The sequence below is a fragment of the Xenorhabdus siamensis genome, assembly GCF_037996745.1.
GTDB classification, from domain to species: domain Bacteria; phylum Pseudomonadota; class Gammaproteobacteria; order Enterobacterales; family Enterobacteriaceae; genus Xenorhabdus; species Xenorhabdus indica.
In genome coordinates this window covers 58,493-81,804 of the sequence record NZ_JBBMXE010000018.1, presented here as the reverse complement: position 1 = coordinate 81,804, position 23,312 = coordinate 58,493, and the positions used below count along the sequence as shown (strand labels likewise).

The 23,312-nt window shown below is 44.9% G+C and carries 16 protein-coding genes, 2 tRNA genes and 2 rRNA genes; 14 read left to right on the top strand and 6 right to left on the bottom strand.

Annotated features, from left to right (window positions below):
* The 4 genes from AAC852_RS17795 to AAC852_RS17780 all read left to right on the top strand — a co-directional run.
* Positions 1-2,750: ribosomal RNA gene (locus tag AAC852_RS17795) — 23S ribosomal RNA — on the top strand; the annotation flags it as partial.
* A gap of 111 nt (positions 2,751-2,861) precedes the next feature.
* Positions 2,862-2,977 (top strand): 5S ribosomal RNA (gene rrf / locus AAC852_RS17790).
* Between the two features lie 54 nt (positions 2,978-3,031).
* Positions 3,032-3,108 (top strand) — tRNA-Asp (locus AAC852_RS17785).
* Between the two features lie 8 nt (positions 3,109-3,116).
* Positions 3,117-3,192 (top strand) — tRNA-Trp (locus tag AAC852_RS17780).
* Positions 3,193-3,352: 160 nt separating this feature from the next.
* Here the strand turns inward: AAC852_RS17780 and hdfR are convergent.
* A complete protein-coding gene (gene hdfR / locus AAC852_RS17775; protein WP_340622133.1) occupies positions 3,353-4,189 on the bottom strand; it encodes an HTH-type transcriptional regulator HdfR in 837 nt (278 codons plus the stop codon).
* A 116-nt stretch (positions 4,190-4,305) separates the two neighbouring features.
* On the opposite strand from hdfR, the gene AAC852_RS17770 reads away from it, so the two are divergent.
* Entirely contained in the window at positions 4,306-4,644 is a 339-nt protein-coding gene (locus AAC852_RS17770) for a MaoP family protein (RefSeq protein WP_340622132.1), read from the top strand.
* 55 nt (positions 4,645-4,699) lie between these two features.
* Here AAC852_RS17770 and AAC852_RS17765 read toward each other — a convergent pair whose 3' ends face one another.
* The gene (locus AAC852_RS17765) at positions 4,700-6,226 is read right to left on the bottom strand and encodes a YifB family Mg chelatase-like AAA ATPase (protein ID WP_340622131.1); all 1,527 of its coding nucleotides are present in this window, start codon (positions 6,224-6,226) and stop codon (positions 4,700-4,702) included.
* Between the two features lie 537 nt (positions 6,227-6,763).
* Between AAC852_RS17765 and AAC852_RS20095 the strand changes: the two genes are divergently transcribed.
* The 6 genes from AAC852_RS20095 to ilvA all read left to right on the top strand — a co-directional run bounded on the left by AAC852_RS20095 (position 6,764) and on the right by ilvA (position 13,362).
* Positions 6,764-6,874 carry an IlvGEDA operon leader peptide gene (locus AAC852_RS20095; RefSeq protein WP_115825337.1) on the top strand — a complete coding sequence of 37 codons (111 nt, stop codon included), beginning with the start codon at positions 6,764-6,766 and terminating at the stop codon, positions 6,872-6,874.
* Between the two features lie 138 nt (positions 6,875-7,012).
* Entirely contained in the window at positions 7,013-8,659 is a 1,647-nt protein-coding gene (gene ilvG / locus AAC852_RS17760) for an acetolactate synthase 2 catalytic subunit (RefSeq protein WP_340622130.1), read from the top strand.
* The gene (ilvM, locus tag AAC852_RS17755; protein ID WP_038268543.1) at positions 8,656-8,913 is read left to right on the top strand and encodes an acetolactate synthase 2 small subunit; all 258 of its coding nucleotides are present in this window, start codon (positions 8,656-8,658) and stop codon (positions 8,911-8,913) included. Before ilvG ends, ilvM begins: the two co-directional genes overlap by 4 nt.
* Positions 8,914-8,937: 24 nt before the next feature.
* Positions 8,938-9,864, top strand: coding sequence for a branched-chain amino acid transaminase (locus tag AAC852_RS17750; protein ID WP_340622129.1), 927 nt, complete (start codon positions 8,938-8,940; stop codon positions 9,862-9,864).
* A gap of 97 nt (positions 9,865-9,961) precedes the next feature.
* Positions 9,962-11,812, top strand: a complete 1,851-nt coding sequence (gene ilvD, locus AAC852_RS17745) for a dihydroxy-acid dehydratase (protein ID WP_340622128.1) — start codon at positions 9,962-9,964, stop codon at positions 11,810-11,812.
* 2 nt (positions 11,813-11,814) lie between these two features.
* Positions 11,815-13,362 (top strand): threonine ammonia-lyase, biosynthetic, encoded by a 1,548-nt coding sequence (gene ilvA / locus AAC852_RS17740; RefSeq protein WP_422824319.1) that lies wholly within the window; start codon positions 11,815-11,817, stop codon positions 13,360-13,362.
* A 59-nt stretch (positions 13,363-13,421) separates the two neighbouring features.
* Here ilvA and ilvY read toward each other — a convergent pair whose 3' ends face one another.
* Positions 13,422-14,318, bottom strand: coding sequence for an HTH-type transcriptional activator IlvY (gene ilvY, locus AAC852_RS17735; RefSeq protein ID WP_340622127.1), 897 nt, complete (start codon positions 14,316-14,318; stop codon positions 13,422-13,424).
* Positions 14,319-14,504: 186 nt separating this feature from the next.
* Here ilvY and ilvC point away from each other — a divergent pair, with 186 nt between their 5' ends.
* On the top strand, positions 14,505-15,989 hold the full coding sequence (gene ilvC, locus AAC852_RS17730) for a ketol-acid reductoisomerase (RefSeq protein WP_340622126.1): 1,485 nt from the start codon (positions 14,505-14,507) through the stop codon (positions 15,987-15,989).
* Between the two features lie 83 nt (positions 15,990-16,072).
* Here ilvC and AAC852_RS17725 read toward each other — a convergent pair whose 3' ends face one another.
* Positions 16,073-17,188, bottom strand: coding sequence for a class II histone deacetylase (locus AAC852_RS17725; protein ID WP_340622125.1), 1,116 nt, complete (start codon positions 17,186-17,188; stop codon positions 16,073-16,075).
* A 513-nt stretch (positions 17,189-17,701) separates the two neighbouring features.
* Here AAC852_RS17725 and rep point away from each other — a divergent pair.
* Positions 17,702-19,732: a DNA helicase Rep gene (gene rep / locus AAC852_RS17720; RefSeq protein ID WP_340622124.1), complete on the top strand. Its 2,031-nt coding sequence runs from the start codon at positions 17,702-17,704 to the stop codon at positions 19,730-19,732.
* A 100-nt stretch (positions 19,733-19,832) separates the two neighbouring features.
* Here rep and gppA read toward each other — a convergent pair whose 3' ends face one another.
* Positions 19,833-21,353 (bottom strand): guanosine-5'-triphosphate,3'-diphosphate diphosphatase, encoded by a 1,521-nt coding sequence (gene gppA / locus AAC852_RS17715; RefSeq protein ID WP_340622123.1) that lies wholly within the window; start codon positions 21,351-21,353, stop codon positions 19,833-19,835.
* 42 nt (positions 21,354-21,395) lie between these two features.
* The gene (gene rhlB / locus AAC852_RS17710) at positions 21,396-22,679 is read right to left on the bottom strand and encodes an ATP-dependent RNA helicase RhlB (RefSeq protein WP_340622122.1); all 1,284 of its coding nucleotides are present in this window, start codon (positions 22,677-22,679) and stop codon (positions 21,396-21,398) included.
* Between the two features lie 119 nt (positions 22,680-22,798).
* Here rhlB and trxA point away from each other — a divergent pair, with 119 nt between their 5' ends.
* Entirely contained in the window at positions 22,799-23,140 is a 342-nt protein-coding gene (trxA, locus tag AAC852_RS17705) for a thioredoxin TrxA (protein ID WP_340622121.1), read from the top strand.
* Positions 23,141-23,312: the final 172 nt, after the last annotated feature.

Here is a 23,312-nt window from a genome sequence, read left to right as displayed (position 1 = left end):
GCCTGAATTCATAGGGGCAGGAGGCGAACCGGGGAACTGAAACATCTCAGTACCCCGAGGAAAAGAAATCAACCGAGATTCCCCCAGTAGCGGCGAGCGAACGGGGAGGAGCCCAGAACCTGCATCAGTCTGTGTGTCAGTGGAAGCGTCTGGAAAGGCGCACAGTAAAGGGTGACAGTCCCGTACACGAAGAGACACAGGCTGGGAGTTCGACGAGTAGGGCGGGACACGTGGTATCCTGTCTGAACAGGGGGGGACCATCCTCCAAGGCTAAATACTCCTGACTGACCGATAGTGAACCAGTACCGTGAGGGAAAGGCGAAAAGAACCCCGGCGAGGGGAGTGAAAGAGAACCTGAAACCGTGTACGTACAAGCAGTGGGAGCACCTTCGGGTGTGACTGCGTACCTTTTGTATAATGGGTCAGCGACTTATATTCTGTAGCAAGGTTAACCGTTTAGGGGAGCCGCAGGGAAACCGAGTCTTAACGGGGCGCGAAGTTGCAGGGTATAGACCCGAAACCCGGTGATCTAGCCATGGGCAGGTTGAAGGTTGGGTAACACTAACTGGAGGACCGAACCGACTAATGTTGAAAAATTAGCGGATGACTTGTGGCTGGGGGTGAAAGGCCAATCAAACCGGGAGATAGCTGGTTCTCCCCGAAAGCTATTTAGGTAGCGCCTCGTGAACTCATCTCCGGGGGTAGAGCACTGTTTCGGCTAGGGGGTCATCCCGACTTACCAACCCGATGCAAACTGCGAATACCGGAGAATGTTATCACGGGAGACACACGGCGGGTGCTAACGTCCGTCGTGAAGAGGGAAACAACCCAGACCGCCAGCTAAGGTCCCCAAGTCCTGGTTAAGTGGGAAACGAAGTGGGAAGGCTCAGACAGCCAGGATGTTGGCTTAGAAGCAGCCATCATTTAAAGAAAGCGTAATAGCTCACTGGTCGAGTCGGCCTGCGCGGAAGATGTAACGGGGCTAAACCAGGCACCGAAGCTGCGGCAGCGACATATTAATGTTGCTGGGTAGGGGAGCGTTCTGTAAGCCGCTGAAGGTGAACCGTGAGGTTTGCTGGAGGTATCAGAAGTGCGAATGCTGACATAAGTAACGATAAAGCGGGTGAAAAACCCGCTCGCCGGAAGACCAAGGGTTCCTGTCCAACGTTAATCGGGGCAGGGTGAGTCGACCCCTAAGGCGAGGCTGAACAGCGTAGTCGATGGGCAACAGGTTAATATTCCTGTACTCGGTGTTACTGCGAAGGGGGGACGGAGAAGGCTATGTCATCCGGGCGACGGTCGTCCCGGTTTAAGCGTGTAGGTGGGATAACCTGGCAAATCCGGTTATCTGTAACACTGAGGCGTGATGACGAGGCACTACGGTGCTGAAGTGACAGATGCCCGGCTTCCAGGAAAAGCCTCTAAGCATCAGGTAACAGTGAATCGTACCCCAAACCGACACAGGTGGTCAGGTAGAGAATACTCAGGCGCTTGAGAGAACTCGGGTGAAGGAACTAGGCAAAATGGTGCCGTAACTTCGGGAGAAGGCACGCTGGCATTAGGTGAAGGGACAGGCGCCCGGAGCCAAAGCCAGCCGCAGATACCAGCTGGCTGCAACTGTTTAATAAAAACACAGCACTGTGCAAACACGAAAGTGGACGTATACGGTGTGACGCCTGCCCGGTGCTGGAAGGTTAATTGATGGGGTTATCCGTAAGGAGACGCTCTTGATCGAAGCCCCAGTAAACGGCGGCCGTAACTATAACGGTCCTAAGGTAGCGAAATTCCTTGTCGGGTAAGTTCCGACCTGCACGAATGGCGTAATGATGGCCAGGCTGTCTCCACCCGAGACTCAGTGAAATTGAACTCGCTGTGAAGATGCAGTGTACCCGCGGCAAGACGGAAAGACCCCGTGAACCTTTACTATAGCTTGACACTGAACATGGAGCCTTGATGTGTAGGATAGGTGGGAGGCAGTGAAGTGTGGACGCCAGTCTGCACGGAGCCATCCTTGAAATACCACCCTTGAATGTTTGATGTTCTAACGCCGGCCCGTTATCCGGGTTGCGGACAGTGTCTGGTGGGTAGTTTGACTGGGGCGGTCTCCTCCCAAAGCGTAACGGAGGAGCACGAAGGTCAGCTAATCACGGTCGGACATCGTGAGGTTAGTGCAAAGGCATAAGCTGGCTTGACTGCGAGCGTGACGGCGCGAGCAGGTACGAAAGTAGGTCTTAGTGATCCGGTGGTTCTGTATGGAAGGGCCATCGCTCAACGGATAAAAGGTACTCCGGGGATAACAGGCTGATACCGCCCAAGAGTTCATATCGACGGCGGTGTTTGGCACCTCGATGTCGGCTCATCACATCCTGGGGCTGAAGTAGGTCCCAAGGGTATGGCTGTTCGCCATTTAAAGTGGTACGCGAGCTGGGTTTAGAACGTCGTGAGACAGTTCGGTCCCTATCTGCCGTGGGCGCTGGAAGATTGAAAGGGGCTGCTCCTAGTACGAGAGGACCGGAGTGGACGCACCACTGGTGTCCGGGTTGTCATGCCAATGGCACTGCCCGGTAGCTAAGTGCGGAAGAGATAACCGCTGAAAGCATCTAAGCGGGAAACTTGCCTTGAGATGAGTCTTCCCTTATCCCCTGAGGATACTGAAGGGCCGTCCGAGACCAGGACGTGGATAGGCTGGGTGTGTAAGCGTTGCGAGACGTTGAGCTAACCAGTACTAATGTACCGTGCGGCTTAACCTGACAACACCGAAGGGGTTTTGCGGGTTTTGAGAGAGAAGAAAGCGCAGGTTTCAGATAAAAGAGCGCCCTGAAACGGGGCGTCAGCTTGTTCGGGATTGAACACAGGATTTGTCTGGCGGCAATAGCGCGGTGGTCCCACCTGACCCCATGCCGAACTCAGCAGTGAAACGCCGTTGCGCCGATGGTAGTGTGGGGTCTCCCCATGCGAGAGTAGGGCACTGCCAGACATCAATTTAAAGATGTTGCCGGTATGAAAGGCAACATGGAAAAAGCAATTCGGTGGTGTGGTAGTTCAGTTGGTTAGAATACCGGCCTGTCACGCCGGGGGTCGCGGGTTCGAGTCCCGTCCGCACCGCCACCGTATTTAGGGGCGTAGTTCAATTGGTAGAGCACCGGTCTCCAAAACCGGGTGTTGGGAGTTCGAGCCTCTCCGCCCCTGCCAGTTAATAACTAAGTAATAATTGAATAGTTTTTAAATTAATAGCCCAGCTAATTTTAGCTGGGTTTTTCTTTTTTATCCGTGACATTATCAAAACCAGATCGCTATACACCTCCGCTTAGATCTCCGGTACACATCCCTTAACGCTCTTCGTAGAACGCTATCAGCTTGTTGCAGGTGCTTTTTCAACAGGTATTTTTAATAACTGTTGGATGAATGTATGCTGGTCACTATTTTGCAGCCAGACGGCATATAGAGGCCGTTTAATTGGCTCATTATTGGGAGCCGTAATGAGATTAGGATAATCATCAAGCCAGTGTGTAGGCAAGAACGTCGCAGCATTTACACTATCTAATAATTCTCTGGCGATATGGGCCGAAGTGGTTGTAATGATTGGTGGGTGATCATTTTTCAAAATCTGTTGTTCTTGGTGGTGAAAATCAGCTCCCCACTCGAGTTTGATGTAATTTTCTATACCTTGTTCGAGATTATGCTGGGTTGTTAATAAAACAAGTAGGATACTACCGATCACCTGGCTTTGGAATTCGTCCATTTTTGGGGGTTCTGTTGTGATTAAAAGATCTAATTCACGCGAGTGCAGTTGTTTGACCAGAGACTGACGTGTAGAAACTCTTGATTCGACTCTCATTCCTTGGTTATCCCGATAAAACATATTTAACCAAGGAGTTAGGTAGGCTTCCCATAGGGATGCTGTAGCACCGATAGAGAGCTCTGTATGCTGTGAGACGTAGTTGATCTCTTTCTTTGCTAACTGCCAAGTATTCATTAACGATTCTGCATAGGGGACAAGGCGTTCGCCAGCCGCAGTTAGGCGGATATTATTGCGATGTCGTGTGAATAAATTAGCACCTAACTGATTTTCTAGTTGTCGGATCCGAAAGCTAACGGCGGATTGTGTTAGATAGAGTGATTCAGCTGCCCGACCAAAGTGACGAGTCTTACTGACTTCCAAAAAGGTTTTCAGTAATTCGGTGTCCACATGCATCTCCAATAGTTTTTGTCGTTAAGATTTAAATATTTTGTTTTACAGAATGTCAAGCCTCCCTAATACTCCGCGCCATAATTAGTATGACTGTAGAGTTAGGAGTGTGTCAGATGGCTGAAAGCTTCATCACGACTAATCGTTTTTTTGATAATAAAAATTATCCACGCGGGTTTTCTCGTCACGGGGATTTCACCATCAAAGAGGCCCAATTATTAGAACGTCATGGTCATGCGTTCAATGAATTGGATCTTGGCAAACGTGAACCACAAACAGACGAAGAAAAATTGTTTGTCGCTGTTTGCCGTGGTGAGCGTGCCCCTGCAACAATAGAAGAAAAAGTATGGGCTAAGTATTTGGCGAAAATTAGCCGCCCAAAACGTTTCCATACTCTTTCCGGTGGAAAACCACAGTTAGATCCTTCTGAGGACTATACTGATTCTGATGATTAATATCATCATTGGGATGATGGGTCCATCAAGAGGGGCGAATTAGCCCCTCTTCTAGTCATCCAACCTGTTTTTGTAACTGAATAAGTAACCTATCCATACTCCGGTAACTGAGAGCTTCCATAATATCCGGCCTTTCTATTCTCTTTTGCTCTTTCAAATCTGCAATCGTACGTGAAACCTTTAATATCCGGTGCCAAGCGCGTACAGATAGCCCTAATTTTAGTAAAGTGTTTTCCAGAAAAACGGCATCTTCCATTTTTAGTTTACAAACACATTCAGTTTGTTGGCGATTAAGATGTGCATTTACATGCCCACACCGCTCTATTTGTATGTTTCTGGCATGTTGTACTCTCTTTTTGACTTCATGGCTACTTTCACCATGTTTTGTTGATGATTGACTCAAGATACCCGGAGGGAGTAGAGGAACTTCAATGGAGAGGTCAAAACGATCTAAAAAAGGACCTGAAAGTTTGGAAAGATAGCGTAATATTTGTTGTGGACTACTGCGATTGTGTAATCCCTGATGATATCCTGTCGGGCTTGGATTCATGGCCGCAATCAATTGGACTTGGGCAGGAAAACAAACTTTTGCCCTTGCACGAGATATGATAATTTCGCCAGATTCTAGTGGTTCACGTAATGCATCAAGGACACTTCGGTTAAACTCGGGCAATTCATCTAAGAATAAAACGCCATTGTGTGCAAGTGAAATTTCTCCGGGTTTAGGGATTGAGCCTCCGCCAACGAGAGCGGCCATTGATGAACTATGATGAGGCGCTCTAAACGGTCGTATATGCCATTTTTGGGGATTAATTGACTGACCGACCAGACTATTGATAGCTGCGACGTCCAGTGCTTCCTGATGCGTTAGAGACGGTAATAGGTCGCATAACCGACTGGCTAGCATTGTCTTACCTGTACCGGGGGGCCCAAGTAGCAGAAGATTGTGTCCACCTGCGGCAGTGATCTCCAGAGCACGTTTGGCTTGCTCTTGTCCAATAATGTCTCGTAGATCTAACAGTGGTGGCTCATCTTGTGGAGCAACAGGGGAAGGAGAAGATAATATTGTTTTTTCGCCATGCAAAAAATGGCAAACTTGTAGTAAGTGACTGGCTAATAGCGTTTTACTTTGGGATAAGATAGCTAATTCTGTTTGATTTTCTGTGGATAAAATCAATTGCCTACCTGCATTTTTAGCACTGAGTGCTGCGGGAATGGCTCCTGTAACCTTACGTATCTCACCTGAAAGCGCTAACTCTCCCAAAAACTCATAATTATGCAATTTATTTGGTGGAATTTGCTCTGAAGCCGCCAAAATTGCAATAGCGATAGGTAAATCATATCTTCCTCCTTCTTTGGGAAGGTCTGCCGGAGCCAGGTTAACTGTGATTCTTTTTGGTGGATAGGTAAAACCGCTATTGATCAAAGCACTTCTGACGCGATCTCTGGCTTCTTTAACTGTCGTTTCCGGCAAACCAACCAGTGTTAAACCGGGTAAACCGTTACTGATGTGTGCTTCTATTGTGACGATGGGAGAATCAATACCTATTGTTGCCCGTGTATAGATGATAGCGAGTGCCATGTGCTCTCCTTAGCAAGAAAGCAATTATCATGAATTGATAAAAAATAATAGAAAGTCTCCTTTTGTTATTTTGCGAAGGCGCTCGAAAATATATTTATTTTTCCTTAAACTCATTATTAACAATATATTGTTATTTAATGTTTTTTGTTTAGTGATGACCTTTTGGAAATCTGTGAAATAGATTCATACGGTATTATCATTTTGTTGATTATTTTATTAATTAGATGAACTAATTAGCTGCTTTTATTTTTTGTTTATAATGATACTGCCGCATAAAAATGCCTCTTTTAACATTTATGTTTTGTAATTAGGTGATTAAATTGTATTTGTGTAATTTATCTTATTAATTATTTTATGAAACATATAAATAGTGATTTTTTATCCTCATTAAAGAAATGAGCGCTGTTAACTTTGCTGGGATTATGGTTATCTTTATGAAAAATATAAATAAAATCATTTTCCAAATAAAAAAATTAAAATAATGATTGTCAACAATTATAGAAAGTGATACTTGTAAAATATACGTCGAACATATGAATGAGAACGAAAAGAATTATGAGCAAATTTGTTCTAGTGATTAGCCTAATTATTAGCGTGGTAGTGATTATTCTACCGTGCGGGGCTGCACTTGAACGAAGGAAGGCGTAGACAGAAAGATAGCCAGATTTCACGAAGAAGCCCCCGCACCGAAAAGGAGCGGGGGCTTTTTTTACACATACCAAAAAACGAACATAAAACAACATCACAACACTGGTACTGACAGAGTAAACGCAATAGGAGGATGGTATGAACGGGGCTCAATGGGTCGTACAAGCATTACGAAAGCAGGGAGTTGAGAAAGTTTTCGGTTATCCAGGCGGAGCTATTATGCCTGTGTATGATGCTTTGTATGATGGCGGTATTGAACATTTGTTGTGCCGCCATGAACAAGGAGCGGTTATGGCTGCCATTGGCTATGCAAGGGCAAGTGGTAAGCCTGGAGTTTGTATCGCGACATCAGGGCCTGGCGCAACAAATTTGATTACCGGGTTAGCTGATGCTTTGTTGGATTCTGTTCCCGTCGTTGCTATTACTGGTCAAGTAAGTTCTGAAGCTATCGGTACAGATGCTTTTCAAGAAATCGATATGTTGGGACTTTCTCTTGCCTGTACCAAACACAGTTTTCTGGTGGAATCGCTGGAAAAATTGCCTCAAGTTATGGCCGAAGCCTTTGCCATTGCCACGGAAGGCCGTCCTGGCCCCGTTTTGGTGGATTTACCGAAAGATATTCAGTTAAAACAAGGCGAATTCGCACCTTACTTAATGCCTGTCGTTGCCCTATCCTCTCTGCCTGAGCGTGAATTGGAACAAGCTCGCCATATGATGGCTTGTTCCAAAAAACCTATTTTGTATATCGGGGGAGGTGTTGGAATGTCAGATGCGGTGCCTGAATTACGCCGTTTAGTGGCAGAAACGGGGCTACCTGTTGTCTCTACACTCAAAGGATTGGGGGCTGCGGATGCTGGGCATGAATGTTATTTGGGGATGTTGGGAATGCATGGCACAAAAGCTGCCAATTTCGCGGTTCAATCCTGTGATTTGCTTATTGCTGCCGGAACTCGTTTTGATGACCGGGTAACCGGGAAACTGAATACCTTTGCTCCGCATGCCAAAGTCATCCATTTAGATATCGACCCTGTTGAATTAAATAAGTTGCGTCAGGCACATGTTTCATTATTAGGGAATTTAAAAACGTTGTTGCCTCATTTACAGCAGCCTTTGTCGATTAAGGCATGGCAACAAGAAGTTAAACAGTTAAAAAATGAACATGCATGGCGCTATGACCATCAGGGGAACAGTATTTATGCTCCCGCATTGTTAAAACAGATATCTGAGCGCAAGCCATCAAATACTGTTGTGACCACTGATGTGGGACAACATCAGATGTGGACTGCCCAACATATGACATTTGATGGGCCTGAGAACTTCATTACTTCCAGTGGGTTGGGCACGATGGGATTTGGCATCCCGGCGGCGATTGGTGCACAAATGGTTCGCCCGAAGGATATGGTCATTTGTATATCCGGTGATGGCTCTTTCATGATGAATGTTCAGGAATTAGGCACTATTAGACGCAAAAAATTACCTATTAAGATGGTCTTGCTGGATAACCAGCGTTTGGGGATGGTTAAGCAATGGCAGGAATTATTTTTTGATAAGCGCTATAGCGAAACTATTCTAACCGATAATCCTGATTTTATTACCTTAGCAAAATCCTTTGATATTCCAGGCCAACACATTACAGACAAGTCGCAAATCAATACAGCGTTAGATGCCCTTTTCAACAGTGAAGGTCCCTATTTACTACATGTATCGATTAATGAATTAGAAAATGTTTGGCCATTGGTTCCACCTGGCGCAAGTAACGCAAATATGTTGGAGAGATCATTATGATGCAGCATCAACTTGCTATTCAGGCACGATTCTGCCCTGAAATTCTTGAAAGAATTCTGAGAGTTACCCGCCATCGTGGTTTTCAGATATGTGCATTGAATATGGATCATACAATAGATAGTGATAATGTAAGTATTGAACTCACTGTCGCCAGTCAGCGTCCTGTGAATTTACTTTTTTCCCAGTTGATGAAGCTGGTTGATGTTGCTGATGTTGAGATACAACACAAAAAATCACAATTGATAAGCGCATAGTGCGCATTCGAAGGAAACAAAAGAATGACAAAGCAAGCTGATTATATTTGGTTCAATGGGGAAATGGTTCCCTGGGCTGATGCAAAAATACACGTTATGTCCCACGCCCTGCATTATGGAACGTCAGTATTTGAAGGTGTCCGTTGTTACAACTCGCACAAAGGGCCTGTTGTTTTTCGTCATCGTGAACACATGCAGCGCTTGCATGACTCAGCCAAGATTTACCGTATGCCCGTGAGCCAGAGTGTCGATGAATTAATGGAAGCTTGTCGTGAAACACTCCGCAAAAACAAATTAGTCAGCGCTTACGTTCGCCCATTGGTTTTTATTGGTGATGTGGGAATGGGGGTAAATCCTCCTGCGGGTTATGAAACAGATGTCATTATTGCCGCCTTTCCGTGGGGAGCGTATCTCGGAGAGGAAGCACTGGAACAAGGCATTGATGCAATGGTTTCTTCATGGAACCGTGCTGCGGCAAACACAATTCCAACAGCGGCAAAAGCGGGTGGTAATTACTTATCTTCTTTGCTGGTGGGTAGTGAAGCCCGGCGCCATGGTTATCAGGAAGGGATTGCTTTGGATGTTCATGGCTATATTTCAGAAGGTGCGGGTGAAAACCTATTTGAAGTCAAAAATGGTGTTTTGTTCACACCGCCATTCACTTCTGCTGCGTTACCGGGGATCACACGAGATGCCATTATCAAACTGGCACAGGATCTCGGTCTGGAAGTTCGTGAGCAGGTCCTTTCCCGCGAATCACTCTATCTGGCTGATGAAGTCTTTATGACCGGAACAGCAGCAGAAATTACTCCAGTCCGTAGTGTAGATGGTATTCAGGTTGGAATTGGTAAATGTGGGCCTATCACCAAAAAAATTCAGAGTGCATTCTTCGGCCTATTTGATGGTTCGACAGAAGATAAATGGGGCTGGTTAGATCCAGTGAATCCTTAATAACCTGATTCCTTTATAACTAAGACAAAATTTAACGGGCGGCTCGTTCACCGCCTGCTTTCTGATGCTGATTAGATAGACATGGGAGTGAAAAATAATGCCTAAATACCGTTCTGCCACGACAACTCATGGCCGCAATATGGCAGGGGCTCGTGCTTTATGGCGTGCTACGGGGATGACTGATGCGGACTTTGGTAAGCCCATCATCGCCGTTGTGAACTCATTTACTCAATTCGTGCCTGGGCATGTTCATTTGCGGGATTTGGGCAAGCTGGTGGCTGAACAGATTGAGGCATCCGGTGGCGTTGCAAAAGAATTTAACACCATCGCAGTTGATGATGGCATCGCAATGGGGCATGGAGGAATGCTTTATTCTCTGCCTTCTCGTGAGCTGATTGCTGATTCGGTCGAATATATGGTGAATGCACACTGTGCGGATGCGATGGTATGTATTTCCAACTGTGACAAGATCACACCGGGCATGTTGATGGCATCACTGCGTTTGAATATTCCGGTTATTTTTGTTTCAGGAGGCCCGATGGAAGCGGGTAAGACGCGGTTATCCGATCAGCTCATCAAGTTGGATCTGGTTGATGCGATGATCCAGGGAGCTAATCCGAATATCAGTGATGAACAGAGTGAGCAAATCGAACGTTCTGCCTGCCCGACCTGTGGTTCTTGTTCCGGCATGTTTACCGCGAATTCAATGAACTGTTTGACAGAAGCACTGGGGCTTTCGCAACCGGGTAATGGATCGCTACTTGCTACACATGCAGATCGTAAGACCCTATTTATCAACGCGGGTAAGCGCATTGTTGAATTAACCAAACGCTACTATGAACAAAACGATGATAGCGCTTTGCCACGTAATATTGCGACCAAAGCTGCATTTGAGAATGCCATGACACTGGATATTGCGATGGGAGGGTCGACAAACACTGTTCTGCACTTATTGGCAGCAGCTCAGGAGGGTGAAGTTGATTTCACTATGGCAGATATTGATCGTCTGTCTCGTCAAGTGCCCCATTTATGCAAGGTGGCGCCAAGTACTCAAAAATACCATATGGAAGACGTGCATCGGGCGGGTGGAGTGATTGGTATTCTTGGTGAGCTGGATCGTGCTGGATTGTTGCATCGAAATGTGAAAAACATTCTGGGCTTGGACTTGTCACAAACGTTGGCTCAGTACGACATCATGCTGACAGGAGATGACGATGTTAAGAACATGTACGCGGCGGGACCAGCAGGAATTCGTACTACCCAAGCTTTCTCGCAGGATTGTCGTTGGCCATCTTTGGACACAGACCGGAAAGAAGGATGTATCCGTGAACGTGCTCATGCTTACAGCCAAGATGGGGGACTGGCTGTTTTGTATGGTAACGTTGCCGCGGACGGTTGTATCGTGAAAACCGCAGGAGTGGATGAAAGTATTCTCACTTTCCGTGGCCCTGCTAAAGTTTATGAAAGTCAGGAAGATGCAGTAGACGCGATTCTGGGCGGAAAAGTTGTAGCGGGGGACGTTGTAGTTATTCGTTATGAAGGCCCGAAAGGTGGTCCTGGTATGCAGGAAATGCTCTATCCAACCACTTACCTAAAATCAATGGGATTGGGAAAAAGCTGTGCTTTGATCACTGATGGGCGTTTTTCAGGAGGGACATCTGGGCTATCGATTGGTCATGTTTCTCCTGAAGCAGCTAATGGTGGCTTGATTGGATTGGTTCATGACGGTGATATCATCAATATTGATATTCCAAACCGTAAAATCCAGTTGAATGTCAGCGAAAAAGAACTGACTGAACGGAAACAAGCTGAATTATCGTGTGGTGATAATATGTGGACACCTAAGTTCCGAAAGCGTCAGGTCTCTTTTGCATTGCGGGCTTATGCTTTATTAGCGACCAGTGCTGATAAAGGAGCTGTACGTGATAAGACTAAGCTGGGGAGTTGATTGTGGCGGTTTATCCTCTTAATACTGAACCCAAGGGAGCGGAATATCTCAAAGCTGCACTGAGTGCACCAGTTTATGATGTTGCTCAAGTCACCCCATTACAGGAAATGAAAAAAATCTCTGCTCGTTTAGATAACACTATCTTAGTTAAACGAGAAGATCGTCAGTTGGTACACAGTTTCAAATTGCGTGGCGCATACGCGATGATTGCCAGCTTAACGGAAGAGCAAAGAGCTAAGGGGGTGATCACCGCATCTGCGGGTAATCATGCACAAGGTGTCGCATTATCGGCCAGTAAGGTTGGTGTTAAAGCCACTATAGTGATGCCGATAGCTACAGCAGATATTAAAGTTGATGCAGTACGCAGTTTTGGTGGTGAAGTGTTATTACATGGCGCAAACTTCGATGAAGCGAAAGCAAAAGCGATTGAGATGTCAAAAGAACATAGTTACACCTTCGTGCCACCATTTGATCACCCTGCTGTGATTGCTGGTCAGGCAACTTTGGCGATGGAGCTTTTACAGCAAGATGTTCATCTTGATCGCATTTTTGTTCCCGTTGGTGGTGGTGGGTTGATTGCTGGTATTGCAGTGCTCATCAAACAACTTGTACCAGAAATGAAAGTCATTGGTGTGGAGGCTGAGGATTCTGCCTGTTTGAAAGCTGCTCTGGAAGCCGGTCATCCCGTTGATTTACCTAGAGTCGGGTTATTTGCGGAAGGTGTTGCCGTTAAACGTATTGGCAATGAAACATTCCGTTTATGTCAGCAATATGTTGATGATGTGATTACGGTAGATAGTGATGCCATTTGTGCAGCCATGAAAGATATCTTCGAAGATGTCAGAGCGATCGCAGAGCCTTCCGGAGCTTTGGCGCTGGCGGGATTGAAGAAATATGTCCAGCAGCACCAGATTAAGGGGGAGAGACTCGCACATATTCTTTCTGGCGCTAATGTGAATTTTCATGGTTTACGTTATGTCTCCGAACGTTGTGAGCTAGGGGAGCAGCGTGAAGCTTTGCTGGCGGTAACTATTCCTGAGCAAAAAGGTAGTTTCCTGAATTTCTGCCAGATACTGGGCCCCCGCTTTGTGACAGAATTCAGCTACCGTTATTCAGATGCTGCTGCTCCAGATAAAGCCTGTATTTTTGTTGGGATACGATTGGGACGTGGAAATGTTGAACGTATTGAAATTATTGAAGAACTGAAAACTGCGGGATATCAGGTATCTGATTTTACTGATGATGAAATGGCGAAACTGCATGTTCGTTATATGATCGGTGGCAGACCACCCAGACTATTGCAGGAGCGGTTATTTAGCTTTGCTTTTCCCGAATCACCGGGAGCATTGTTGAAATTTTTGCAAACATTAGGAGCACATTGGAATATCACACTGTTTCATTATCGTAGCCATGGCACAGATTACGGACGCGTACTGGCCGCTTTTGAATTGTCAGGATCGGAAATCTGTTTTGATCGCCATTTAGATGAGCTGGGTTATGAATACCATGATGAGACTGATAATCCCTCGTTTAATCTGTTGTTGAAATAGAAATAGTTAATATTATTATGAGAAATAGCACCTTTTAGAGTGCTATTTTTTTCATGGGATCACGTTATTTCAGAGGATAATAATCCCCAAAATGCCTTTATCAGTGGTTCATGCAGCCGCTTGCCAAGAGCACAAACTCCTAACTCGAATGGTTCAACCAACGAAATATTTTCCAACAGTAATATACGGTTGCGTACTGGCTCCGGGCTATTTTCAACAACAACCGCAGGGATTAACGCAATACCACAACCTAAAGCGACCATGGAAACAATCGCTTCATGACCAGAAACTGTAGCATAAATCTGTGGATGATTAATTTTGTGCCGGCGGAACCAAAGCTCGATACGCTTACGGGAAGGTCCGTGTTCTGGCAAAATGAATGGAATTGCGTTCCAGTCTGGTTGCTCTTGTGTAGCAAACGTTCGTACTGCACAAGGCAAAGAAGGAGCGATCAGTATTAGCGGAATTTCACCAATCTTGGTAAAGCGAACATTATCAGATAGTTTTTCTGGTTTACCTGCAATGCCTAAATCTGCTTCTTCAGATTGCACCTTATAAACAGCGTCTGCGGCATCCCCTGTTGTCAGTTTAATTTCCACCAAAGGATGTTCGGCCCGAAATTTATCTAGAACCTGCGGAAGATGGCTATAAGCGGCAGTAACCGAACAAAAAAGGCGTAATTCTCCCGTTAAAGATGGGCTTTGGTGATTCAGTGAATGGAGCAGTTGCTGATATTGCAACAGAGTTTGTTGGGCAAATTGCTTTAATTGCTCCCCTGCTAAGGTCAGTTTTACTGTCCGATTATCTCGCAGAAATAGTGAGTGCCCCAATTGTTCTTCAATACGTTGAATTTGGCGTGAAAGCGTGGATGGACTGACATGCATAGCTTTGGCTGTACGACCAAAATGACAACTTTCTGTAAGATGTAAAAATAGTTTTAGATCACGTAAGTCCATCGTTTTTCTGCCTTTTACTAGATTTTTTTGCTATTTATCCGTCGTACAGTGGAAGATTGTTACAAAAAAGACATGTTGCGTAAATTGCAATACAGTCTTGTTAATATATCAATTTAAGCAATGGATTTCATGTCATATATTGGCTTTATTGCAAACAACATCACACCTAATTATATCGGAGTCACCATGGCTAATTATTTTGATACATTGAACTTACGCCAGAAATTGGCGCAGTTAGGCAAATGTCGTTTTATGACGCGGGAAGAATTTGCTGACGGGGCAGGGTATTTAAAAGGCAAGAAAGTGGTGATTGTCGGTTGTGGTGCGCAAGGATTGAATCAAGGGCTGAATATGCGTGATTCTGGCCTGGATATTGCCTATGCTCTGCGTAAAGAAGCTATTGCAGAGAAACGTGCATCATGGCGTAAGGCAACTGAAAATGGTTTTAACGTCGGCACATATGAGGCGTTGATCCCACAAGCTGATTTGGTCATTAACCTGACTCCGGACAAACAGCACTCTGCGGTTGTACAGGCCGTTCAGCCGTTAATGAAAGCAGGTGCGGCTTTGGGGTATTCCCACGGTTTTAATATTGTCGAAGTGGGTGAGCAGATCCGTAAAGACATCACGGTTGTGATGGTTGCTCCGAAGTGCCCAGGAACGGAAGTGCGTGAAGAATATAAGCGCGGATTTGGTGTTCCGACTCTGATTGCCATCCATCCGGAAAACGATGCAAAAGGCGAAGGCATGGCAATTGCGAAAGCATGGGCAGCCGCAACCGGAGGCCATCGTGCAGGCGTTCTGGAATCCTCTTTTGTGGCAGAAGTGAAATCTGACTTAATGGGTGAGCAAACGATTCTGTGTGGGATGTTACAGGCGGGTTCTCTGTTGTGTTATGACAAGCTGGTGGCTGATGGCGCAGATCCGGGATATGCGGGTAAATTGATCCAGTTTGGTTGGGAAACTATCACAGAAGCCCTGAAACAAGGTGGCATTACCTTGATGATGGACAGGCTCTCTAATCCAGCAAAACTGCGTGCTTATGCCCTTTCTGAACAGTTGAAAACCGTTTTAACTCCACTGTTCCAAAAACATATGGATGACATTATTTCTGGTAAATTCTCTTCCACTATGATGGCTGACTGGGCGAATGATGACAAAGATCTGCTGACCTGGCGTGCAGAAACAGGTCAAACGCCATTCGAGAACTATCCTGATTACAGTGGTCATATTAGTGAACAAGAATACTTTGATCACGGCGTACTGATGGTTGCGATGGTTAAAGCCGGGGTAGAACTGGCATTTGATACAATGGTAGATTCAGGCATTATTGAAGAGTCCGCTTATTATGAATCACTACATGAACTGCCATTAATTGCGAATACCATTGCTCGTAAGCGTCTCTATGAAATGAACGTGGTGATTTCTGATACGGCAGAATATGGTAACTACTTGTTCTCTTATGTTGCGGTGCCATTATTGCAGGAAAAATTCATGCCAACCCTACAGACCGGGGATTTAGGCAAGGCTGTTGTTGATGTTGATAAAGGTATCGATAATGCCCAATTACGCGATGTTAATGACGCTATCCGTAACCACCCAATTGAGGTTGTAGGCCGGACTTTACGTGGTTATATGACAGATATGAAACGTATTGCTGTCGGTGGATAATACCTGCTGATAATGCCAATCTATTGTATGCCCGATATTGTTGTATGCCCGATATAGTATGTCGGGCATAATTTTAATCTCAGTTACAGATTAAGTCTTTGCTTCAGTTCATCAATTTCCTGACGCTGGAATGTATCAAAATGTTCTCTCGGTTGTTGAGCCTTAATCATGTTCAGTAAAGGATCCTGAACTTTAGTGCGGACACCGCTCAATTCTTCCAGTACGGCCAAGCCACAGAATGGCACATAGAGTTCGGAATAACCACCTTCATGTACGACAACCAGTTTGCCGTCGCATAATTCATCTGCTGCCTGTTGTATTTTACGCGTCATTTCCCGAAAACTCTCACTATGGAGCTGCATGCTGGCAAGTGGATCAAAAGAGTTTGCATCATATCCACAGGCGACAATAATCAATTCGGGTTGATAACGTTGTAATGCGGGAAGAACGATTTGATCCATAGCATACATGTAACTATCATGCCCGGCTCCTGCCATGAGTGGAATATTGATATTAAAGCCTTTTCCTTTACCTGCACCGATATCATCTTCACCACTGTACCCTTCGGGATAACAACCATCCTGATGCAATGAAATCGTCAAAACATCATCACGTTCCCAAAAGATATGTTGTGTTCCGTTACCGTGATGAACATCCCAGTCAACGACTGCGACCCGGCCAAGCCCAAACTGCTTTTTGGCCCGCTCAATGGCAAGGGAGATATTGGCAAGGTAACAAAATCCCATGGCTTTATCTGGCAGACAATGGTGTCCGGGGGGACGGGACAGGCTATAAGCGTTGTCCAGTTCGCCATGCAAGACGGCTTCCACTGCCGCACAGGCTAATCCGGCAGATAATTTGGCGATTTCATAACTGCCTGGTCCTACAGAGGCTTCAGAGCCAAGCATACCTGTACCACAGTCACTCAGAGACTTAAAATTCTGCAAATACGCTTCTGGGTGGATAAGCCTTAAGGTTGTTTCATCAATAGGATCAGCCCCTAACAGTTGTAATGAGCGGCTTAAGCCAGAAACATCCATTAAGTTTTTCATTCTGCGCTTAGTTTCTGGCGACTCGGCATGACTTGTTCCGGATGGTGGTTGTACCCATCCGCCAATTGGAAGCGTTACGACATGTTGTAATCCGGTAGTGTGCCAGAAACAGCTTTCATCAAAGAAAAAACCTGTTTTGCGTAACATATTGTATCCTCTTTGGCTGACTATTATAAAAACAAAAAATTTATTATTGCTATATCAATCAAATAGATGAAACCGATGTTATTTTTTACAATGCATTGATAGCTACTATTACATATAGAAAAATAATAAATCTATGAAAGAACACTGAATCTGGAAACGACTAAAATAATTATTTTTGATTGATGGATATCATGATTAATGAGCCATTGAGAAAAGCTAAGATAATTAACTGGATAGGGTTTATCATTTATTGTTAACTTATTTTAAAATAAGACTATTTATTATTTTGGGGAAGGATTTTCATTGAAAATGGGGCATTACTATATTTTCTTTCTGTTATTTTAATATATCTTTTACGCGTACTTCCATCTTGATTGAAAATAGCTAACTGAAGTAGATTGATTATTTTATTTAGTAATAACTACCTGCTGTAAAGAAAATCTCCTTCCTGTGCTGCTTTCTGCTACAATTTCGCTCCTTGATCTTTCATCCTGACATAACCTTCAAAACAGTATGCGATTAAATCCTAGCCAACAACAAGCGGTTGAGTTTGTAACAGGGCCTTGTTTGGTTCTGGCGGGTGCTGGCTCCGGTAAGACCAGAGTTATCACCAATAAAATAGCCCACTTGATCCGTATTTGTGGTTATCAAGCCCGTCATATTGCGGCAGTGACTTTCACCAATAAAGCCGCACGCGAAATGAAAGAGCGTGTAGCCCAAACATTGGGTCGTCAGGAAACTAAGGGATTAATGATCTCAACATTCCATACGTTAGGGCTGGAGATCGTCAAGCGTGAATATAAAGCACTTGGAATGAAGAGTAACTTTTCTCTGTTTGATGATCAGGATCAAATGGCATTGTTGAAAGATCTGACCGCAGATTTATTGGAAGAAGATAAAGATCTACTACAAAAACTCATCTCAAATATCTCCAACTGGAAGAATGACTTGATGTCACCCGAACAGGTGATGAGACAAGCCCGTTTAGCTCAAGAACATCAGTTTGCAGAGTGCTATCGTCGTTACGATTTACATCTGAACAGTTGCAATGTTCTTGATTTTGATGATCTGATTACTAAACCAACATTGTTGTTAATGCGGGACGAAGAAGTCAGAGAGCGTTGGCAAAACAGAATTCGTTACTTGCTGGTTGATGAATATCAGGATACCAATACCAGTCAGTATCAACTGGTGAAGTTACTGGTAGGTAACCGGGCGCGTTTTACCGTTGTCGGTGATGATGACCAGTCAATTTATTCATGGCGCGGTGCTCGTCCGCAAAACCTAATCCTGTTAAAGGAAGATTTTCCACAGCTCAATGTGATCAAGCTGGAGCAGAATTATCGCTCATCAGGGAGAATTCTGAAATCGGCAAATATCCTGATTGCGAATAATCTTCATGTATTTGAGAAGAAACTTTTTTCTGAGTTGGGTTATGGCGATCCTCTACGTGTGATCGAAGCAAATAATGAAGATCATGAAGCTGAGCGTGTCGTAGGGGAATTGATCGCCCATCACTTTATCAATAAAACTGAGTATAAAGATTACGCTATTTTATACCGTGGTAATCATCAATCCCGTATCTTTGAAAAGATGTTGATGCAAAACCGCATTCCTTACCGCATTTCTGGTGGAACGTCGTTTTTTTCCCGGCCGGAAATTAAGGATTTGCTCTCTTATCTGCGGGTAATGACTAATCCTGATGATGACAGTGCATTTTTACGTATCGTCAATACACCACGCCGGGAAATAGGGCCAGTGACGGTTCAGAAATTGGGAGAATGGGCAAGGCAGCGTAACAAAAGCTTGTATCATGCCAGTTTCGACCTTGGTTTGGAGCAGAATTTGTCTGGTCGCGGATTGGCTGCTCTACAGCGTTTTACCCACTGGATGGATGAAATTTCCTGTCAGGCAGAGCGTGAGCCATTGTTGGCGGTAAGGGATTTATTGCACGGCATGGATTATGAAAGTTGGCTGTATGAGAACTCTCCCAGTCCTAAGGCTGCTGAAATGAGGATGAAAAATGTCAATCAACTTTTCACTTGGATGAGTGAAATGCTTGAAGGTGATGATCTGAATGAACCCATGACACTCTCTCAGGTTGTGGCTCGCTTTACTTTACGAGATATGCTGGAGCGAGGTGAAGAAGATGAGGAATTGGATCAGGTTCAGCTTATGACGTTGCATGCTTCCAAAGGCCTGGAATTTCCTTATGTTTTTCTGGTAGGAATGGAGGAAGGGTTATTACCACATCAAAGCAGTATTGATGAGGATAATATCGAAGAAGAACGGCGTTTGGCTTATGTTGGTATTACCCGTGCACAACGGGAACTCTTTTTTACCCTCAGTAAAGAGCGTCGTCAGTATGGAGAATTGATCCGTCCTGAACCAAGCCGATTTTTGTTAGAGTTACCACAAGATGATCTGGATTGGCCACAAGCTAAGAGAGTCGTCAGTGCAGAAGAACGTATGAAACAGGGGCAATCACGTCTTGCGGATATCAAATCCCGTTTTGGCCTTGGACAAAAAAATGGTGGTAACTAAGCGGGTTAATATCCTTACCCCAGCTTCATCACCAGTGATGTGACTGGGGGAGTTTTTCCTTCGTTTTTTCTTGTAAGTTAAGAGTTATTAGAATGCATAATTATCCTAAATTGGAATTATTTTCCTCTTCAATAACTTGCTCTTCAATAATTAATGGCCATTGAATATAACTTTGCCACTTGACTTCTTGATGTAATGTTTCGGCACTGAGAGGATGTTGTGTTTGCCACTGATGGGGAAGAGTAATCGTCAGTATGTCATCTTCTGCCCGCAAACGCAGAGTTGCTAAAGAATCATCCCGCCGACGGCTGGCAAAGATAATGGCAAGACGCAGTAAACGGCATAACCGCAGCGCCAGTAATACTGGTAACGCATTTTGTTGACTTAATGATGCCAGATTGATGGCTCCACTTTGATTTTTCAACAACGTCGCTAGTAAGCGTTTTTGAGCAGGAGTATAGCCGGGTAGGTCTAAGTGGCTGATCAGATAAGCAGAATGAGCTGGCCCTTGGCGAAAATCGACACACAAGCCGATTTCATGGAGCAAACAAGCGCTGACTAACAGTTCCCGACATCGCTCATCCAATTCCCACGTTTTAGCGATTTGTTGAAAAAAATATTCTGCTAGTTGTCTGACTCGCTGTGCCTGTTTAGTATCGACCTGAAAGCGTTGTTGAATATCTTGCAAGGTTCTGGCACGGATATCTCGTTCGACAGGAAGTTCCAGCATGCCATAAACCAGCCCCTCACGTAGCGCACCTCCTGCCAGAGTCATACTTTCGATACCTAAGGCCTGGAAGATAGCAATCAGGATTGCCAAACCGCTTGGAAAAACCAATGCCCGCTCTAGTGTCAGGCCATCTATCTCCAGCTCTTCCAGTTTTCCACATTCAATCGCCTTAGATTTAAGCTGTTGCAATTTGGACAGAGTGATAAGCTCATCCATACCTTGGGCAATCATGATCTCCTGAAGAGCCTGCACTGTACCCGATGCTCCGACACAAATCTGCCAGCCTTGTTCCAGAAGTGCTGTGATAACAGGAGTAAGAATATGGTGAGCGGCCGTTTCTGCTTTAGCAAAGTTCTCTTCTGTCAGACTACGATCATTGAAATAGCGTTCGAGCCAGGTAACACAGCCCATTTCAAGGCTGAATAACTGTGTAGCCTTTGCACCAGTACCCGTGACGAGTTCTGTACTGCCGCCACCAATATCCACCACGAGACGTTTTTCCGGCCCGCCTGTAGTGTGGGCAACACCTTGATAAATCAGCCGAGCTTCTTCTTCACCTTTGATAACTTTAACCGGGGTACCTAATATTTTAGAGGCCTTGCCAACAAATTCATTGGAATTTTCGGCAAGTCGTAATGTTGCTGTAGCGACAACGCGGATCTGTAGAGCAGGGATATCCTGCAAATATTCTGCAAAAAGGCGAAGGCATTGCCATCCCCGCTCCATTGCCTGTTGGGATAAATGGTTATTTTTATCCAATCCAGCGGCCAGCCTGACTTTACGTTTAATGCGGGCGACCACTTGAATACTATCGGATACTCTGCGGACAACCAGCATATGAAAACTGTTTGAGCCTAAATCGATAGCGGCATAGAGCGAAGAACTCAGCATTTTGTTATTCCAGAATTATGTTAATCAGCCTGAACATTACGGTTACGAATTGCGTTTACGATTACGAACAGTATTACCACGGCGCGTCATATTGGTACGGCGCGGATGTCCTCCTGAACGTGCGCGGTTGCGGCGTTTGGGCACGGGTAAATCTTTTAGTAATGCATCGCTGTTATATTTGCTCACAGGGATCTGATGCTGGATATATTCTTCAATGGCTGGCAGGTTCAGCGCGTATTCTTCACAGGCCAGACTGATGGAATGGCCGCTTTCGCCGGCACGGCCAGTTCGGCCAATACGATGAACGTAATCTTCACAGTCATCCGGTAAATCATAGTTAAACACATGTGTTACGGAAGGAATATGCAACCCACGTGCAGCAACATCGGTGGCGACCAAAATATCCAGATTGCCCAGACTGAATTCTTCCAATATGCGCAGGCGTTTTTTCTGTGCTACATCACCGGTCAGAAGACCGACACGATGTCCATCGGCAGCCAGATGAGCCCAGATATCTTCACAGCGGTGTTTGGTATTCGCGAAAATAATGCAGCGGTCGGGCCACTCTTCTTCCAATAAAGTCTGTAACAGACGCATTTTTTCTTCATTAGAAGGATAAAAAAGCTCTTCCCGGATGCGGTGCCCGGTTTTCTGCAATGGTTCCACTTCCACATATTCAGGATTGTTCATCTGTTCGAAGGCCAGTTCACGCACCCGATAAGATAAGGTGGCGGAGAATAACAGATTCATACGTTCAGTTGCTGTAGGCATCCGACGGAATAACCAACGGATATCCTTGATAAAACCGAGATCGTACATGCGATCGGCCTCATCCAGTACAACAACTTGAATAGCACCAAGATTGATATATCCCTGTTTGGCGTAATCAATAAGACGACCTGTTGTGCCAATGACGATATCAACGCCAGATTCCAGCACCTTTAGCTGTTTATCATAGCCATCTCCACCATAGGCCAGACCCATTTTTAACCCTGTGACTTCAGCTAGCTCTTCTGCGTCAGAGTAGATCTGAACGGCCAGCTCACGGGTTGGAGCCATAATCAACGCTCTTGGTTGATTGGTTTTATGCTCCGCCTTGGTGGGATGAGTCAGTAAATAATGAAAAGTAGACGCCAGAAATGCGAGCGTCTTGCCCGTTCCGGTTTGTGCTTGCCCCGCAACATCTTGGCCTTCGACAGTAAAAGGCAATGTTAACGCCTGTATCGGTGTACAGTTGGTAAAACCCTTTTTATTAAGGGCTTCAATGACTTTGGGGTGCAATGCGAAGTCGGAAAACTTCTTTTCTGTCAAATGTGTTTTGCTCATAGTGTGGTAGAATATCAGCTAACTATTGCTTTAAGAAAGTGTATCCGCTGAAATAAAGACACCTTATATTGGTTAATGTACACTGATAACGTAAAAGATTTTACTTTGGAGTCCAAATAATGAGTGAAAAGATTGTGAATGCTGGTGTTATTCATCTGGCTGACAGTGACTTTAATGGAGATAAACTGAAATTAGAAGGTGTCGTTTTGGTTGATTTCTGGGCTGAATGGTGTGGCCCTTGTAAAATGGTTGCGCCTATTCTGGATGAAATTGCTGTTGAGTATACAGGTAAACTGACCGTTGCTAAATTGAATGTTGATGATCATACCGACACTGCGCCGAAATTTGGTATTCGTGGTATTCCGACGATGATTTTGTTCAAAGATGGTGAAAAAGTTGCGGTGAAAGTGGGAGCTTTGTCAAAAACTCAATTGAAAGAATTTTTGGAACCACACTTCTAACTTAGAGTTAGCTCACAGTAATTATGGGCGTTTAGCAGATAAAGTGATTTATCTTATTGACAGCTAGACGTCCGCAACGAAGCATGGTAAGTTAGCTGCCACGTGCTTATATGAAACATGCGTTAGAAAGGTTTTCATAATTTATATGAAGAATTGACACCAAGCATGTTAC

Bases quoted from the DNA above. Each gene is read 5' to 3' on its own strand.
- AAC852_RS17770 (WP_340622132.1), top strand. From the start codon at position 4,306: ATGGCTGAAAGCTTCATCACGACTAATCGTTTTTTTGATAATAAAAAT.
- AAC852_RS17765 (WP_340622131.1), bottom strand. From the start codon at position 6,226: ATGGCACTCGCTATCATCTATACACGGGCAACAATAGGTATTGATTCT.
- AAC852_RS20095 (WP_115825337.1), top strand. From the start codon at position 6,764: ATGAGAACGAAAAGAATTATGAGCAAATTTGTTCTAGTGATTAGCCTA.
- ilvG (WP_340622130.1), top strand. From the start codon at position 7,013: ATGAACGGGGCTCAATGGGTCGTACAAGCATTACGAAAGCAGGGAGTT.
- ilvM (WP_038268543.1), top strand. From the start codon at position 8,656: ATGATGCAGCATCAACTTGCTATTCAGGCACGATTCTGCCCTGAAATT.
- AAC852_RS17750 (WP_340622129.1), top strand. From the start codon at position 8,938: ATGACAAAGCAAGCTGATTATATTTGGTTCAATGGGGAAATGGTTCCC.
- ilvD (WP_340622128.1), top strand. From the start codon at position 9,962: ATGCCTAAATACCGTTCTGCCACGACAACTCATGGCCGCAATATGGCA.
- ilvY (WP_340622127.1), bottom strand. From the start codon at position 14,318: ATGGACTTACGTGATCTAAAACTATTTTTACATCTTACAGAAAGTTGT.
- ilvC (WP_340622126.1), top strand. From the start codon at position 14,505: ATGGCTAATTATTTTGATACATTGAACTTACGCCAGAAATTGGCGCAG.
- AAC852_RS17725 (WP_340622125.1), bottom strand. From the start codon at position 17,188: ATGTTACGCAAAACAGGTTTTTTCTTTGATGAAAGCTGTTTCTGGCAC.
- rep (WP_340622124.1), top strand. From the start codon at position 17,702: ATGCGATTAAATCCTAGCCAACAACAAGCGGTTGAGTTTGTAACAGGG.
- gppA (WP_340622123.1), bottom strand. From the start codon at position 21,353: ATGCTGAGTTCTTCGCTCTATGCCGCTATCGATTTAGGCTCAAACAGT.
- rhlB (WP_340622122.1), bottom strand. From the start codon at position 22,679: ATGAGCAAAACACATTTGACAGAAAAGAAGTTTTCCGACTTCGCATTG.
- trxA (WP_340622121.1), top strand. From the start codon at position 22,799: ATGAGTGAAAAGATTGTGAATGCTGGTGTTATTCATCTGGCTGACAGT.